Source organism: Pseudomonas synxantha BG33R (genome assembly GCF_000263715.2).
Taxonomy (GTDB): domain Bacteria; phylum Pseudomonadota; class Gammaproteobacteria; order Pseudomonadales; family Pseudomonadaceae; genus Aquipseudomonas; species Aquipseudomonas synxantha_A.
Genome location: NZ_CM001514.1, coordinates 36,625 through 49,280, shown reverse-complemented (window position 1 = coordinate 49,280; position 12,656 = coordinate 36,625). Strand labels below are relative to the sequence as shown.

Genomic DNA, 12,656 nt, shown 5'->3' with positions numbered 1-12,656 from the left:
TTGACCGCGGTGACTGATCAAATATGGGAGCCGGGCTTGCCCGCGATGGCCGCGCCTCGGTCTCAGGAGGGGCGCACGACCTCACCTGTCGCCAGGTCCCGAATCAGGCTTGGGTTCTTGCGCCCACCCAGCGCGCCACCCAACACCAAGTCCACTTGCCCGCGGAAATACTGCTCCACGCGAATACGCGTGCGTGCCGCCGGGCGCCCCTGAGGGTTGGCCGACGTGGAGATCAACGGCCCGACCTGGGCGCACAAATCTCTCACCAATGGGTGATCAGTAACCCGCAACGCCACGGTGTCATGCATACCCGTGACCCATTCGGGCAACAAGTCCTGGTGGGGCACCAGCCAGGTATTCGGCCCGGGCCAGGTGCTGGCCATGCGATCGATCCAGGTGTCCGGGAAGTCTTCGAACAGGAAGTCGAATTGACGAATGTTGTCCGCTACCAGAATCAGGCCCTTGTCCACCGAGCGGTTCTTGATCGCCAATAGCCGATCCACCGCTTCTTCATTCCACGGGTCGCAACCCAGGCCCCAGACCGCCTCGGTCGGATAGGCAATCACCGCGCCTGCGCGAATTTCCCGTGCGGCTTGCAGCACACGCCACCTGTTGACCATTATTTAATCTCCGGACTAAAGCTCTGGGCAGTTTACCGATCTTCGTTACAAAACCCAGCGCCAAAAACCGGCAGCCCCTAAACCTGGCAACGCGCCAGCCAGCACCCGCTTTCGCAGATGACCTGGCCTTCCAGCTCCAGCTCCGTAAGAGTCGCCAGCACCTGGGACAACGGCCGACCACTGGCAATCGCCAGGGCTTCACTGGTATGCGGCGCAGCATGCAGCAGTGCCACCAGTGGGTGGGTGATCGGCACCGGCGCAGGGCGCGATAACGCCTGCCAACCGCGCAGCGCCTCAAGGATGTGTTCGATGGTTTCCACCAGCACCGCGCCATCACGGATCAGTTGATGGCAACCCTTGGCACCGGGATGGTGAATGGAGCCCGGGATCGCATACACCTCGCGCCCTTGCTCTGCGGCCAGCCGTGCGGTGATCAGCGAACCGCTGGCCATGCTGGCTTCCACCACCAGAACCCCCAGCGAGAGCCCGCTGATAATCCGATTGCGCCGTGGAAAATTACCGGCCTGGGGCCCCGCGTCCAACGGAAACTCAGAAATCACCGCGCTGCCTTGGGCAATCATCGCGGCAGCGAGCTTGCGGTGGCGCTGTGGATAAAAATTTTCCAGCCCGGTGCCAAGCACCCCGACTGTACGACCGCCCACCTCCAGCGCTGCCTGGTGTGCTGCGCCGTCAATGCCCAGCGCCAAACCACTGGTGATGACAAAACCGGCGCTCGCCAGGCTGCGGGAAAAGGCGGCGGCCGTGTCCATGCCGGGGCGGGAAGCACGCCGGCTACCGACCATGGCCAACTGTGGTTTTTCCAGAATGTCCGGGTCGCCCGCAACGAATAACAGCGGCGGTGCGTCGTCGATCTGAGCGAGCAAGGCCGGGTACTCAGGTTGGTCCCACATCAGCAAATGCTGGGCCGGACGCTCTAACCAGGCCAATGCCGCACTGGCGCCATCACGGATTTGCGGGCTACGCCGAGCATCTGCGCTGATGGCGGGCACCCCGAGGGAACGCCAGGCACTGGCAGGGGCACTGAGGGCCTTGGAGGCGCAGCCGAACGCTTGGATCAATACGTGAAAACGCTTGGGACCCAGTTCTGGCAGCCTGTGCAAGCGTAGTCGGGCTTCCAGCTCTGCCGGAGAAATTTCGCTACTGTTTATCGGATTCATTTGATCATCCTTGACCGGAACAAGCTGTGGATAACTCTGTTGGTAACTTATTTAGCAGGCTATTTATTGCGCTTGTTGACGGGTCTCGAACCGATCCTTTACAGCCAGCGCGCGTGAAGCACTGAGCACCAAGGCGTAACTGAGTTTTTCATAGGTGCGAAACACCAGAAGGGTGCCGGCCGGTTCTTCCGGGAGCTGTGTTGGCGTGCCGGTAAGGACGTCTCGCACCGTGGCACCCGCCTTGATCACCGTCAGTAACTGGCCTTCGATCAATCCATCGCGGCGGCCCTTGTTCAGGGTCACGGCGTCCAGCACACCAATCTGAGTGACGCCCCTGGGGATGTCGATGATGTGCCCTGCGATAAAAGCCGTTGATTTGGCTGACTCCAGGGTGTTCAGCGCGACTGGACGTTGGGCACCAAGCAAGCGGTCACCTGGGCGGATTTCCTGGGTAACCCGCTGCACCACCAGGGTGGTGAGGTCGTCGGCGAGCACAAAGCGTGCGGTGCCGATATCGTCGGCATTGATGCCCAGTAGCTCCTGGGTGCCTGGGTCGGTGTAGACCTTGCCTCGACGAAAGATTCCGTAGCTTGGCTGGGCCGGGTCCAGATGACCGCGAGCATGCACGCGCTCACCATTGGCCCCCAGTACACGACCGCCTTGCGCTGCGACGATATAAGGCGCGTTGTCCAGGTCCTGGGGCGTATCGACAATCCGGTTATGCAGTAAAAAATGCTGGATGGCCTGTTGCGTCGCGTGATCCAGGCGTTCAGCGGGCTTGGGAATCAACGCCATGGTGACGGGGGCCCACAGCAGCAAGACGAGTAGCGATTTCCTCATGGGGTGAATCTCCTTTATTATGTGCGTTCGCGTGAAATGCCTTGGCCCTCGTGGCTTCTGAGCGTTTCACACCGGCCGTGTGGGTCCATCCCACCGCCGATTGGTCTTTACCTCACATGTGCAGCAATTACGCTTATGGCTATTTTGAACATCCTCGAATTTCCCGACTCGCGCCTGCGCACGATCGCCAAGCCGGTGGCCGTAGTGGACGACAAGGTTCGTCAGTTGGTCGATGACATGTTTGAAACAATGTATGAAGCTCCGGGCATCGGCCTCGCCGCTACCCAGGTCAACGTGCATCTGCGTGTCGTGGTCATGGACCTGTCGGAAGATCGCAGCGAACCCCGGGTGTACATCAACCCCGAGTTCGAACCGCTGACCGATGAGATGGGCGAATACCAGGAAGGCTGCCTGTCGGTGCCGGAGTTCTACGAGAACGTCGAACGCCCGTTGCGCGTGAAGATCAAGGCCCTGGACCGTGATGGCAAACCGTTTGAGCTGATTGCCGAAGGTCTGTTGGCAGTGTGCATCCAACATGAATGCGACCACCTTAACGGCAAGCTGTTTGTCGATTACCTGTCCACGCTCAAGCGGGACCGGATCAAGAAGAAGCTGGAAAAAAAGCATCGCCAGCAAGCTTGATGCCCTTCTTCCAAAGGCTTGCTGCGGCAAGCCTTTTTCTTTTGTGACTGTTTTTAACCGAGAACTCCCATGACCGAGCCATTGCGCATTGTTTTTGCCGGCACCCCTGAATTCGCCGCCGAACACCTCAAGGCGCTGCTTGCCAGCCCTTATGACATCGTCGCGGTGTACACCCAGCCGGATCGCCCGGCCGGTCGCGGGCAAAAACTGATGCCGAGCCCGGTCAAGCTATTGGCGCTTGAACACAACATAGCGGTGCTGCAACCGCCGACCCTGCGTAACGCCGAAGCCCAGGCCGAACTGGCCGCGCTGAAACCGGACCTGCTGGTGGTGGTGGCCTACGGTTTGATCCTGCCCCAGGCGGTGCTGGATATCCCGCGCCTGGGTTGCATCAACAGCCATGCTTCGCTGCTGCCTCGCTGGCGTGGTGCGGCGCCGATCCAGCGCGCTGTGGAGGCTGGCGACAGCGAAAGCGGCGTGACCGTGATGCGCATGGAGGCGGGCCTGGACACCGGGCCGATGCTGCTCAAGGTCACCACCCCGATCACCGCGCAAGACACCGGCGGCAGCCTGCACGACCGCCTTGCCGAAATGGGCCCACCTGCCGTGATCCAGGCCATCGCCGGCCTCGCAGCAGGCACCCTGGAAGGCGAGGTACAGGACGACAGCCTGGCCACCTACGCGCACAAATTGAACAAAGACGAAGCGCGCATCGACTGGAGCCGCCCGGCCGTGGAGCTGGAGCGCCTGGTACGTGCCTTCAACCCATGGCCAATCTGCCATAGCACCCTGAACGGCGAAGCCTTGAAGGTGTTGGCCGCGACCCTGGCCAATGGCAAAGGCGCCCCCGGCGAGATTATCGGCGCCAGCAAAGACGGGCTGTTGGTCGCTTGCGGTGAACAGGCGCTGTGCCTGACACGTCTGCAATTGCCCGGCGGCAAAGCGCTGAACTTCAGCGATTTGTTCAATAGCCGCCGTGAGAAATTTGCCTTGGGCACGATCCTCGGGGTGGCCGCTCAATGAACCCACGTCTGGCCGCCGCCAAGGCTCTCGCTGCCGTGCTCAACGGCAAGGCTTCGCTGAACAGTTCATTGCCCACGCAATTGGACAAGGTCGAAGACCGGGATCGCGGTTTCACCCAGGACCTGGCATTTGGCACCGCCCGCTGGCAGCCAAGGTTGTCGGCACTGGCAGCCAAGCTGCTGCAAAAACCGTTCAAGGCGGCAGACGCTGATGTCGAGGCGCTGTTGCTGGTGGGCCTCTATCAATTGCTCTACACCCGCGTACCGGCCCACGCCGCCATCGGTGAAACCGTCGGTTGCGCCGACAAGCTGAAAAAGCCTTGGGCCAAGGCCCTGCTCAATGCCGTACTGCGCCGGGCCCAGCGTGAAAGCGAAGCGCTGCTGGCCGAGTTGGAACATGATCCGGTGGTGCGCACCGCCCACCCGCGCTGGCTGCAAAAATCCCTGAAAGCGTTCTGGCCCGAGCAATGGGAAGCTATCTGCGCGGCCAACAATGCGCACCCGCCGATGATCCTGCGGGTCAACCGTCGCCACCATAGCCGTGATGCGTATCTGCAATTACTGGCCGACGCGGCCATCAACGCCACCCCGTGCGTGTACAGCACCGACGGCATCGTGCTGGAAGCCGCCACCGATGTGCGCAGCCTGCCGGGCTTTGCCGAAGGCTGGATCAGCGTGCAGGACGAGGCCGCGCAATTGGCGGCCGACCTGCTCGATTTGGCCCCCGGCCAGCGCGTACTCGACGCCTGCTGCGCGCCAGGTGGTAAGACCTGTCACATCCTTGAAGTTGAAAAAGACCTGGCCGGTGTAGTGGCTGTGGATCTTGAAGCCAAACGCCTGGTGCGCGTGCGGGAAAACCTTGCACGCCTGGGCCTCAGCGCCGACCTGATCGCCGCCGACGGCCGCAACACCGCGACCTGGTGGGACGGCAAGCCATTCCAGCGCATCCTGCTGGACGCACCTTGCTCTGCCACCGGCGTAATCCGTCGGCACCCGGACATCAAGCTGACCCGCCAGCCCGACGACATCGCCGCCCTCGCGGTGCTGCAAGGCGAATTGCTTGACGCCCTGTGGCCAACCCTGGAAGTCGGCGGCATCCTGCTGTACGCCACCTGCTCCACGCTACCCACCGAAAATACTGAGGTCATCCAAGCCTTCCTCGCCCGCACCAGCGGCGCGCGCGAACTGGACCTCGCTACCAGCGCCGGCATCAAGCAGCCCCACGGCCGCCAACTGCTCGCGCAGGAAGGCGGGCACGATGGCTTCTACTACGCCAAACTGATCAAGATCGCCGCCGCGCGCGGCTGAATGGTTTTAAGGGAGTGACCGGATGAAAATCATCATCCTTGGGGCAGGGCAGGTTGGTGGCACACTGGCCGAACATCTGGCCGGCGAAGCCAACGACATTACCGTGGTCGACACTGATGCCGAGCGCCTGCGTAACCTGGGCGACCGCCTGGATATCCGTACGGTGCAAGGCCGCGCATCGTTTCCGACGGTGCTGCGTCAGGCGGGTGCCGACGATGCCGACATGCTGGTCGCGGTGACCAACAGCGACGAAACCAACATGGTCGCCTGCCAGGTGGCCCATACCTTGTTCCATACCCCGACCAAGATCGCCCGTGTGCGCGAGGCGGCCTACCTGACCCGCGCCGGCTTGTTCGATAACGATGCCATTCCCGTCGACGTACTGATCAGCCCGGAACAGGTAGTGACCCACTACATCAAGCGCCTGATCGAGATTCCGGGCGCCTTGCAGGTGATCGACTTCGCCGAAGGCAAGGCGCAATTGGTGGCGGTGAAGGCTTACTACGGTGGGCCGTTGGTGGGCCAGCAACTGCGCCAGCTGCGCGAACACATGCCAAATGTAGAAACCCGCGTAGCAGCAATTTTCCGTCGTGACCGGCCGATCCTGCCCCAGGGCGATACGGTGATTGAAGCCGACGACGAAGTGTTTTTCATCGCCGCCAAAGCGAATATTCGCGCCGTCATGAGCGAGATGCGCAGGCTCGATGAAAGCTACAAACGCATTGTCATCGCTGGCGGTGGGCAGATTGGCGAACGTCTGGCCGAAGCCATCGAAAGCCGCTACCAGGTGAAGATCATCGAGATGAGTCCGGCGCGTTGCCGGCATTTGTCCGACACCCTCGACAGCACCGTCGTGCTGCAAGGCAGCGCCTCGGACCGCGACCTGCTGATGGAAGAGAACATCGCCGACGCCGACATCTTCCTGGCCCTGACCAACGATGACGAAGCCAACATCATGTCGTCGCTGCTGGCCAAGCGGCTGGGGGCGAAAAAGGTGATGACCATCATCAACAACCCGGCCTACGTCGACCTGATCCAGGGCGGCGATATCGATATCGCCATCAGCCCGCAGCTGGCCACCATCGGCACCTTGCTCGCCCACGTACGCCGTGGCGATATCGTCAGCGTGCACTCATTGCGCCGGGGCGCGGCGGAAGCCATCGAGGCGATCGCCCACGGTGACTCGAAGTCGAGCAAAGTCATCGGCAAGGCCATCCGCGATATTGGCCTGCCGCCGGGCACCACTATTGGCGCAATTATTCGTGATGAAGAAGTGATCATTGCCCACGACGACACGGTGATCGCCACCGGTGATCATGTGATTCTGTTCCTTGTGGATAAGAAACATATCCGCGACGTGGAGAAACTGTTCCACGTGGGCCTGAGCTTTTTCTGATCAAACGGAGTGACCGACATGCTCGAATCCCTGGAAAAAATGCTCGCCAAGGGTGTGGATAATTCGCTGCTGCGCTTCGGCTTGGGCAAGGGTTATATGGACTTGAAGGACAACGCCAAAGCCGCCGAGCATCTGGGCAAGTGTGTCGAGTTCGATCCGAAGTATTCGGCGGCGTGGAAGTTGTTGGGCAAGGCACACCAGGCCCAAGGTGACAGTGCCGCAGCACGACAGGCGTGGGAAAAAGGCATTGAAGCGGCCCAGGCCCACGGCGACAAGCAGGCCGAAAAAGAGATGACCGTGTTCCTGAAGAAACTCGATCGCCAGGCTTGATACAGGACTAAATGTGGGAGGGGGCTTGCTCCCGATGGCAGTGTGTCAGCCAATGCATATTTGACTGAACCACCGCTATCGGGAGCAAGCCCCCTCCCACATTGTTTCTATATCGGTCTTGAGTCAGGTGTGAATCAGTACCACCGCGCCTCACCCGGCGGGCGCTTCTTGAAGCGCTTCATGCTCCACATGTACTGGCTCGGGTAGGCGCCGACATAGCGCTCCACCACTTTGCTCATCGCCGCGCAGGAGGTGGCGGTGTCGGTGCTGTACATGTCTTCCGGCGCCGCTTCCAGGATCACTTTGTAGCCTGAGCCGTCCGGCAGGCGCAACGCGTGCAGGAATACGCCAACAGCCTTGTGGCCCGCGAGCATGTTCGGCACGAATTTGCTGGTGAGGGCCTGGGTGGCGAAAAACGGTACGAAGATGCCGGCGGACTCGGCTGGTTCCGGGTCGGCAGGAATGCCTACCTGGCCGCCTTTGCGCACCTCCTTGATCACGCTGAGAATGCCTTCCTTGGTCGACGCCGCCACGCGGTTGCCCAATTGCACGCGTTGTTTGCGCAGCAGTTCGTCCACCGCCTTGAGCTTGGGCGGGCGATAGAAAATGATCGGTTTGCACTGGCTGCAATAGAAGTGGTTCAGCACTTCCCAGTTGCCCAGGTGACTGGTGATACCCACCACGCCTTTGCCCGAGGCCAGGGCTTGGTGCAGCACTTCCAGGCCCTCGACTTCCCGCACCAGGTCGATGGAACGCTGGGCTGGCCAGATCCACGCGCAGGCGCTTTCGGTGAGAGACTTGCCGATGTCCATCAGGCTGCGGCCCACCAGGCGCTCGCGCTCGGCCGGGTCCATGTCCGGGAAGCACTTGGAGAGGTTGATCCGCACGGTGTCGCGGGAGCGGTTGGGGGTTTTCCACATGATCCAGCCGATGCCCGTGCCGACGGCTTGTACAGCGCGCCAGGGCAGCAGGGCAAACAACCGGAGAGCGCCTACCAGCAAGGCGCCTTTAAACTTTTCCACAGGTCACTCCTGATCGTGTGTGGTGCGCAAAACCGGCATTCTAACCGGCGTTGACCAAGTCCGCGTAACGGTCACAGTCCTGGGTGTGGTCCATGACCATGCCCGAGGCCTGCATGAAGGCGTAGCAGATGGTCGGCCCGACGAAGGTGAAACCGGCTTTTTTCAAGGCGCGGCTCATGGCTTCAGCCTCGGGTGTAATGGCCGGGACGTCGCTGCGATCCTTGAAGTGATTGACCTTGGGTTTGCCGCCGACAAATGACCACAGCAACCCCACCGGGTCTTCCAGCGCCAGCCAGGCCGCCGCGTTGCGCCGTGTAGCATTGAGCTTCAAGCGATTGCGCACGATGCCCGGATCCTGCATCAGCGCCTCGATTTCTTCATCGCTTAACCGCGCCAGGCGCTGCGCATCAAAGCCGAACAAGACCTTTCGATAATGCTCGCGTTTGCGTAAAACAGTGATCCAGGACAGACCCGCCTGGAACCCTTCGAGCAAAAGCAACTCGAACAAACCCTGCGCATCGCGCAGCGGCGTTCCCCACTCTTGATCGTGATAAGCCATGTACAGCGGATCTTCAGAACACCAAAAGCAGCGTGGCATAAGGCTCCAGGGAGTGGTGGCGGGGCCGAATCGGGTATACTCCCGCTCTTTAAATCGCAGCCCAAGTAACAGGTGAATTTCGTGAGCCAGCCTACGCCAGCCGTGCGTACCTTCCAAGACTTGATCCTCGCCCTCCAGCAATACTGGGCCGAGCAAGGTTGTGTGGTACTTCAGCCCTACGATATGGAAGTAGGCGCCGGCACTTTCCACACCGCTACATTCCTGCGGGCCATCGGCCCGGAAACCTGGAACGCCGCTTATGTGCAGCCCAGTCGCCGCCCGACTGACGGCCGCTACGGCGAAAACCCGAACCGTCTGCAGCACTACTACCAGTTCCAGGTGGTATTGAAGCCCAACCCGGACAACTTCCAGGAACTCTACCTGGGCTCGCTCAAGCATGTGGGCCTGGACCCACTGGTGCACGACATCCGTTTCGTCGAAGACAACTGGGAATCGCCAACCCTGGGCGCCTGGGGCCTGGGCTGGGAAGTCTGGCTCAATGGCATGGAAGTGACGCAGTTCACTTACTTCCAGCAAGCGGGCGGCATCGAATGCTACCCGGTCACCGGCGAGATCACCTATGGCCTGGAGCGTCTGGCCATGTACCTGCAAGGCGTGGATTCGGTCTACGACCTGGTATGGGCTGATGGCCCATTCGGCAAGGTGACCTACGGCGATGTGTTCCACCAGAACGAAGTGGAGCAGTCCACCTACAACTTCGAACACGCCAACGTCGACAAGCTGTTCGAACTGTTCGACTTCTATGAAAGCGAAGCCAAGCGGCTGATCGAACTCGACCAGCCGCTGCCGTTGCCAAGCTATGAAATGGTGTTGAAGGCGTCCCATACCTTCAACCTGCTGGACGCCCGCCGTGCCATCTCGGTAACTGCGCGCCAGCAATACATCCTGCGTGTGCGCACGCTGGCACGTTCCGTCGCCCAAGCCTATTTGCTGGCTCGCGCCAAGCTGGGCTTCCCGATGGCAACCCCTGACCTGCGTGATGAAGTGTTGGCTAAGCTGGAGGCTGCACAATGAGTGCTCAAGATTTCCTGGTTGAACTGGGCACCGAAGAGCTGCCACCCAAGGCACTCAATACCCTGGCCGATGCATTCCTGGCCGGTATCGAAAAAGGCCTGCAGACTGCCGGCTTGAAGTTTGAAGCCAAAAAAGTCTACGCCGCGCCGCGCCGCCTGGCTGTGCTGCTGACCGCGCTGGAAACCCAGCAGCCGGACCGCAACATCAACCTGGACGGCCCACCGCGCCAGGCAGCTTTCGATGCCGACGGCAACCCGACACAAGCCGCCCTTGGCTTTGCCAAGAAATGTGGCGTAGAGCTGAGCGAGATCGACCAGAGCGGTCCGAAACTGCGTTTCAGCCAGGTCATCACCGGCAAGCCGACCGCCAGCCTGCTGCCGACCATCGTTGAAGACTCCCTGAACGACCTGCCTATCCCCAAGCGCATGCGCTGGGGTGCGCGCAAGGAAGAGTTCGTACGTCCGACCCAATGGCTGGTAATGCTGCTCGGTGACCAGGTCATTGATTGCACCATCCTCGCCCAGAAGGCTGGTCGTGATTCCCGTGGTCACCGCTTCCATCATCCCGAAAGCGTGCGCATCACTTCGCCGGCCAACTACCTCAACGACCTGCGCGCCGCTTACGTATTGGCCGATGCCAATGAGCGGCGCGAGCTGATCAGCAAGCGCACCGAAGAATTGGCCCGCCTGCAGGAAGGCACCGCCATCGTGCCGCCAAGCCTGCTGGACGAAGTTACCGCTCTGGTGGAATGGCCGGTGCCGCTGGTGTGCTCGTTCGAAGAGCGTTTCCTCGACGTGCCACAAGAAGCCTTGATCACCACCATGCAGGACAACCAGAAGTATTTCTGCCTGCTGGACGCAGAGGGTAAGTTGCTGCCGCGTTTTATCACTGTGGCCAACATCGAGAGCAAGGACCCGCAGCAGATCATCGCCGGTAACGAGAAAGTCGTTCGCCCGCGCCTGACCGATGCCGAGTTCTTCTTCAAGCAAGATAAGAAGCAGAAGCTCGAAGACTTCAACCTGCGCCTGCAAAACGTGGTGTTCCAGGAAAAACTCGGCAGTGTCTACGACAAGGCCGTACGGGTTTCCAAGCTGGCGGCCTACATTGCGCCACGCATCGGCGGCGACGCAGCCTGGGCCGCCCGTGCCGGCTTGCTGTCCAAGTGCGACCTGGCCACCGAGATGGTCGGCGAGTTCCCTGAGATGCAAGGTGTCGCCGGTTACTACTACGCCCTCAACGACGGCGAGCCGGACGATGTCGCCCTGGCCCTGAACGAGCAGTACATGCCACGCGGTGCCGGTGCAGAACTGCCGACCACCCTGACGGGTGCGGCCGTGGCCATCGCCGACAAGCTCGATACGCTGGTGGGTATCTTCGGTATCGGTATGTTGCCCACCGGTAGCAAAGACCCGTATGCCCTGCGCCGTGCGGCATTGGGCGTGCTGCGGATCCTGATCGACAAGAAGCTGGATCTCGACCTGACCCAGGCCGTGGTGTTCGCCGTCGGCCAGTTCGGGGCCAAGGTCAAGCAAGCCGGACTGGCCGAGCAAGTGCTGGAGTTCGTGTTCGACCGCCTGCGTGCGCGTTACGAAGACGAAGGCGTGGACGTTTCCGTCTACCTGTCGGTACGTGCCCTGCAACCGGGTTCGGCACTGGACTTCGACCAGCGCGTACAAGCCGTACAAGCGTTCCGCAAGCTGCCGGAAGCCGATGCCCTGGCGGCCGTGAACAAGCGTGTGTCGAACCTGCTGAGCAAGGCCGACAACCTCGGCAATGCCGACGTTGACCCAAGCCTGTTTGCCGATGCCAAGGAGTTCTCTCTGAACTCGGCCATCGCCAAGGCCGAGAACGCCGTGAAACCGCTGATCGCCGAGCGTAACTACGCTGAAGCGTTGGCGCGCCTGGCGTCTCTGCGTGAACCGGTAGACGCCTTCTTCGAAGCGGTGATGATCAATGCCGACGATGCCGGCGTGCGGAAAAACCGTTACGCCATGCTCGCGCGTCTGCGTGGCCTGTTCATCAATATCGCTGACATTTCCGTATTGGGCTGATCATGTTGAAACTGCTGATTCTCGATCGGGACGGGGTGATCAACTACGACTCCGACGCTTACATCAAGTCGGTACAGGAGTGGATCCCCTTGCCCGGCTCGATCGAGGCCATCGCGCAGTTGAGCAAAGCCGGCTGGACGGTGGCGATCGCCACCAACCAGTCCGGCATCGCCCGCGGTTACTACGACATCGCCACCCTGGACGCCATGCACGCGCGCTTGCGTACGTTGGTAGCCGAACAGGGCGGTGAGGTGGGGCTGGTGGTTTACTGCCCTCACGGGCCGGATGAGGGCTGCGATTGCCGCAAGCCCAAGCCTGGCATGTTGAAAATCATTGCAGAACATTACAAGGTGCCCTTGGCTGGGATATGGTTCGTCGGGGACAGCCTCGGTGACCTGGAGGCGGCCAAAGCCGTCGACTCTCAGCCAGTTTTGGTAAAGACCGGAAAAGGCGAAAAGACCCAGGCGAAAAACCTGCCGGTAGGCACTTTGATTTTTGACGATCTGGCGGCGGTTGCCGCAGAACTTATTAACAACTAGCCGCCCTCGACTTCCTGACCAAGGATTGTTCGGGAGTGCGCTTTTAACAGGCGGGCCGTGTCCCGCAACGGTAAA

At 61.0% G+C, this 12,656-nt stretch carries 13 protein-coding genes; 8 read left to right on the top strand and 5 right to left on the bottom strand.

Annotation, left to right across the window (positions count from 1 at the left end):
- Positions 1-62 precede the first annotated feature (62 nt).
- The 3 genes from PSEBG33_RS26590 to PSEBG33_RS26600 all read right to left on the bottom strand — a co-directional run bounded on the left by PSEBG33_RS26590 (position 63) and on the right by PSEBG33_RS26600 (position 2,638).
- Entirely contained in the window at positions 63-620 is a 558-nt protein-coding gene (locus PSEBG33_RS26590) for an L-threonylcarbamoyladenylate synthase (protein WP_005783386.1), read from the bottom strand.
- A gap of 77 nt (positions 621-697) precedes the next feature.
- Entirely contained in the window at positions 698-1,798 is a 1,101-nt protein-coding gene (gene dprA / locus PSEBG33_RS26595; RefSeq protein WP_005783385.1) for a DNA-processing protein DprA, read from the bottom strand.
- A 63-nt stretch (positions 1,799-1,861) separates the two neighbouring features.
- Positions 1,862-2,638: a hypothetical protein gene (locus PSEBG33_RS26600; protein WP_005783384.1), complete on the bottom strand. Its 777-nt coding sequence runs from the start codon at positions 2,636-2,638 to the stop codon at positions 1,862-1,864.
- A gap of 135 nt (positions 2,639-2,773) precedes the next feature.
- Between PSEBG33_RS26600 and def the strand changes: the two genes are divergently transcribed.
- The 5 genes from def to PSEBG33_RS26625 all read left to right on the top strand — a co-directional run bounded on the left by def (position 2,774) and on the right by PSEBG33_RS26625 (position 7,336).
- Positions 2,774-3,280, top strand: a complete 507-nt coding sequence (gene def / locus PSEBG33_RS26605) for a peptide deformylase (protein ID WP_005783383.1) — start codon at positions 2,774-2,776, stop codon at positions 3,278-3,280.
- A 69-nt stretch (positions 3,281-3,349) separates the two neighbouring features.
- Positions 3,350-4,303, top strand: coding sequence for a methionyl-tRNA formyltransferase (fmt, locus tag PSEBG33_RS26610; RefSeq protein WP_005783382.1), 954 nt, complete (start codon positions 3,350-3,352; stop codon positions 4,301-4,303).
- Entirely contained in the window at positions 4,300-5,610 is a 1,311-nt protein-coding gene (gene rsmB, locus PSEBG33_RS26615) for a 16S rRNA (cytosine(967)-C(5))-methyltransferase RsmB (protein WP_005783381.1), read from the top strand. The genes fmt and rsmB overlap by 4 nt, the downstream gene beginning before the upstream one ends.
- 22 nt (positions 5,611-5,632) lie before the next feature.
- Complete coding sequence (gene trkA / locus PSEBG33_RS26620; protein WP_005783380.1) at positions 5,633-7,006, top strand: Trk system potassium transporter TrkA; 1,374 nt, start codon at positions 5,633-5,635, stop codon at positions 7,004-7,006.
- Between the two features lie 18 nt (positions 7,007-7,024).
- Positions 7,025-7,336 (top strand): tetratricopeptide repeat protein, encoded by a 312-nt coding sequence (locus PSEBG33_RS26625; RefSeq protein WP_005783379.1) that lies wholly within the window; start codon positions 7,025-7,027, stop codon positions 7,334-7,336.
- Between the two features lie 134 nt (positions 7,337-7,470).
- On the opposite strand, the gene PSEBG33_RS26630 is transcribed toward PSEBG33_RS26625, so the two are convergent.
- Complete coding sequence (locus PSEBG33_RS26630; RefSeq protein WP_005783378.1) at positions 7,471-8,358, bottom strand: lysophospholipid acyltransferase; 888 nt, start codon at positions 8,356-8,358, stop codon at positions 7,471-7,473.
- Between the two features lie 40 nt (positions 8,359-8,398).
- On the bottom strand, positions 8,399-8,956 hold the full coding sequence (locus PSEBG33_RS26635) for a DNA-3-methyladenine glycosylase I (RefSeq protein WP_005783377.1): 558 nt from the start codon (positions 8,954-8,956) through the stop codon (positions 8,399-8,401).
- Between the two features lie 81 nt (positions 8,957-9,037).
- On the opposite strand from PSEBG33_RS26635, the gene glyQ reads away from it, so the two are divergent.
- From glyQ to gmhB, 3 genes are read left to right on the top strand one after another with little or no spacing between them, the layout of a single operon-like run.
- Positions 9,038-9,991: a glycine--tRNA ligase subunit alpha gene (gene glyQ / locus PSEBG33_RS26640; RefSeq protein ID WP_003187265.1), complete on the top strand. Its 954-nt coding sequence runs from the start codon at positions 9,038-9,040 to the stop codon at positions 9,989-9,991.
- Positions 9,988-12,042: a glycine--tRNA ligase subunit beta gene (gene glyS, locus PSEBG33_RS26645; protein WP_005783376.1), complete on the top strand. Its 2,055-nt coding sequence runs from the start codon at positions 9,988-9,990 to the stop codon at positions 12,040-12,042. The genes glyQ and glyS overlap by 4 nt, the downstream gene beginning before the upstream one ends.
- Complete coding sequence (gene gmhB, locus PSEBG33_RS26650; protein WP_186559191.1) at positions 12,042-12,581, top strand: D-glycero-beta-D-manno-heptose 1,7-bisphosphate 7-phosphatase; 540 nt, start codon at positions 12,042-12,044, stop codon at positions 12,579-12,581. The genes glyS and gmhB overlap by 1 nt, the downstream gene beginning before the upstream one ends.
- Positions 12,582-12,656: the final 75 nt, after the last annotated feature.

Bases quoted from the DNA above. Each gene is read 5' to 3' on its own strand.
- PSEBG33_RS26590 (WP_005783386.1), bottom strand. From the start codon at position 620: ATGGTCAACAGGTGGCGTGTGCTGCAAGCCGCACGGGAAATTCGCGCA.
- dprA (WP_005783385.1), bottom strand. From the start codon at position 1,798: ATGAATCCGATAAACAGTAGCGAAATTTCTCCGGCAGAGCTGGAAGCC.
- PSEBG33_RS26600 (WP_005783384.1), bottom strand. From the start codon at position 2,638: ATGAGGAAATCGCTACTCGTCTTGCTGCTGTGGGCCCCCGTCACCATG.
- def (WP_005783383.1), top strand. From the start codon at position 2,774: ATGGCTATTTTGAACATCCTCGAATTTCCCGACTCGCGCCTGCGCACG.
- fmt (WP_005783382.1), top strand. From the start codon at position 3,350: ATGACCGAGCCATTGCGCATTGTTTTTGCCGGCACCCCTGAATTCGCC.
- rsmB (WP_005783381.1), top strand. From the start codon at position 4,300: ATGAACCCACGTCTGGCCGCCGCCAAGGCTCTCGCTGCCGTGCTCAAC.
- trkA (WP_005783380.1), top strand. From the start codon at position 5,633: ATGAAAATCATCATCCTTGGGGCAGGGCAGGTTGGTGGCACACTGGCC.
- PSEBG33_RS26625 (WP_005783379.1), top strand. From the start codon at position 7,025: ATGCTCGAATCCCTGGAAAAAATGCTCGCCAAGGGTGTGGATAATTCG.
- PSEBG33_RS26635 (WP_005783377.1), bottom strand. From the start codon at position 8,956: ATGCCACGCTGCTTTTGGTGTTCTGAAGATCCGCTGTACATGGCTTAT.
- glyS (WP_005783376.1), top strand. From the start codon at position 9,988: ATGAGTGCTCAAGATTTCCTGGTTGAACTGGGCACCGAAGAGCTGCCA.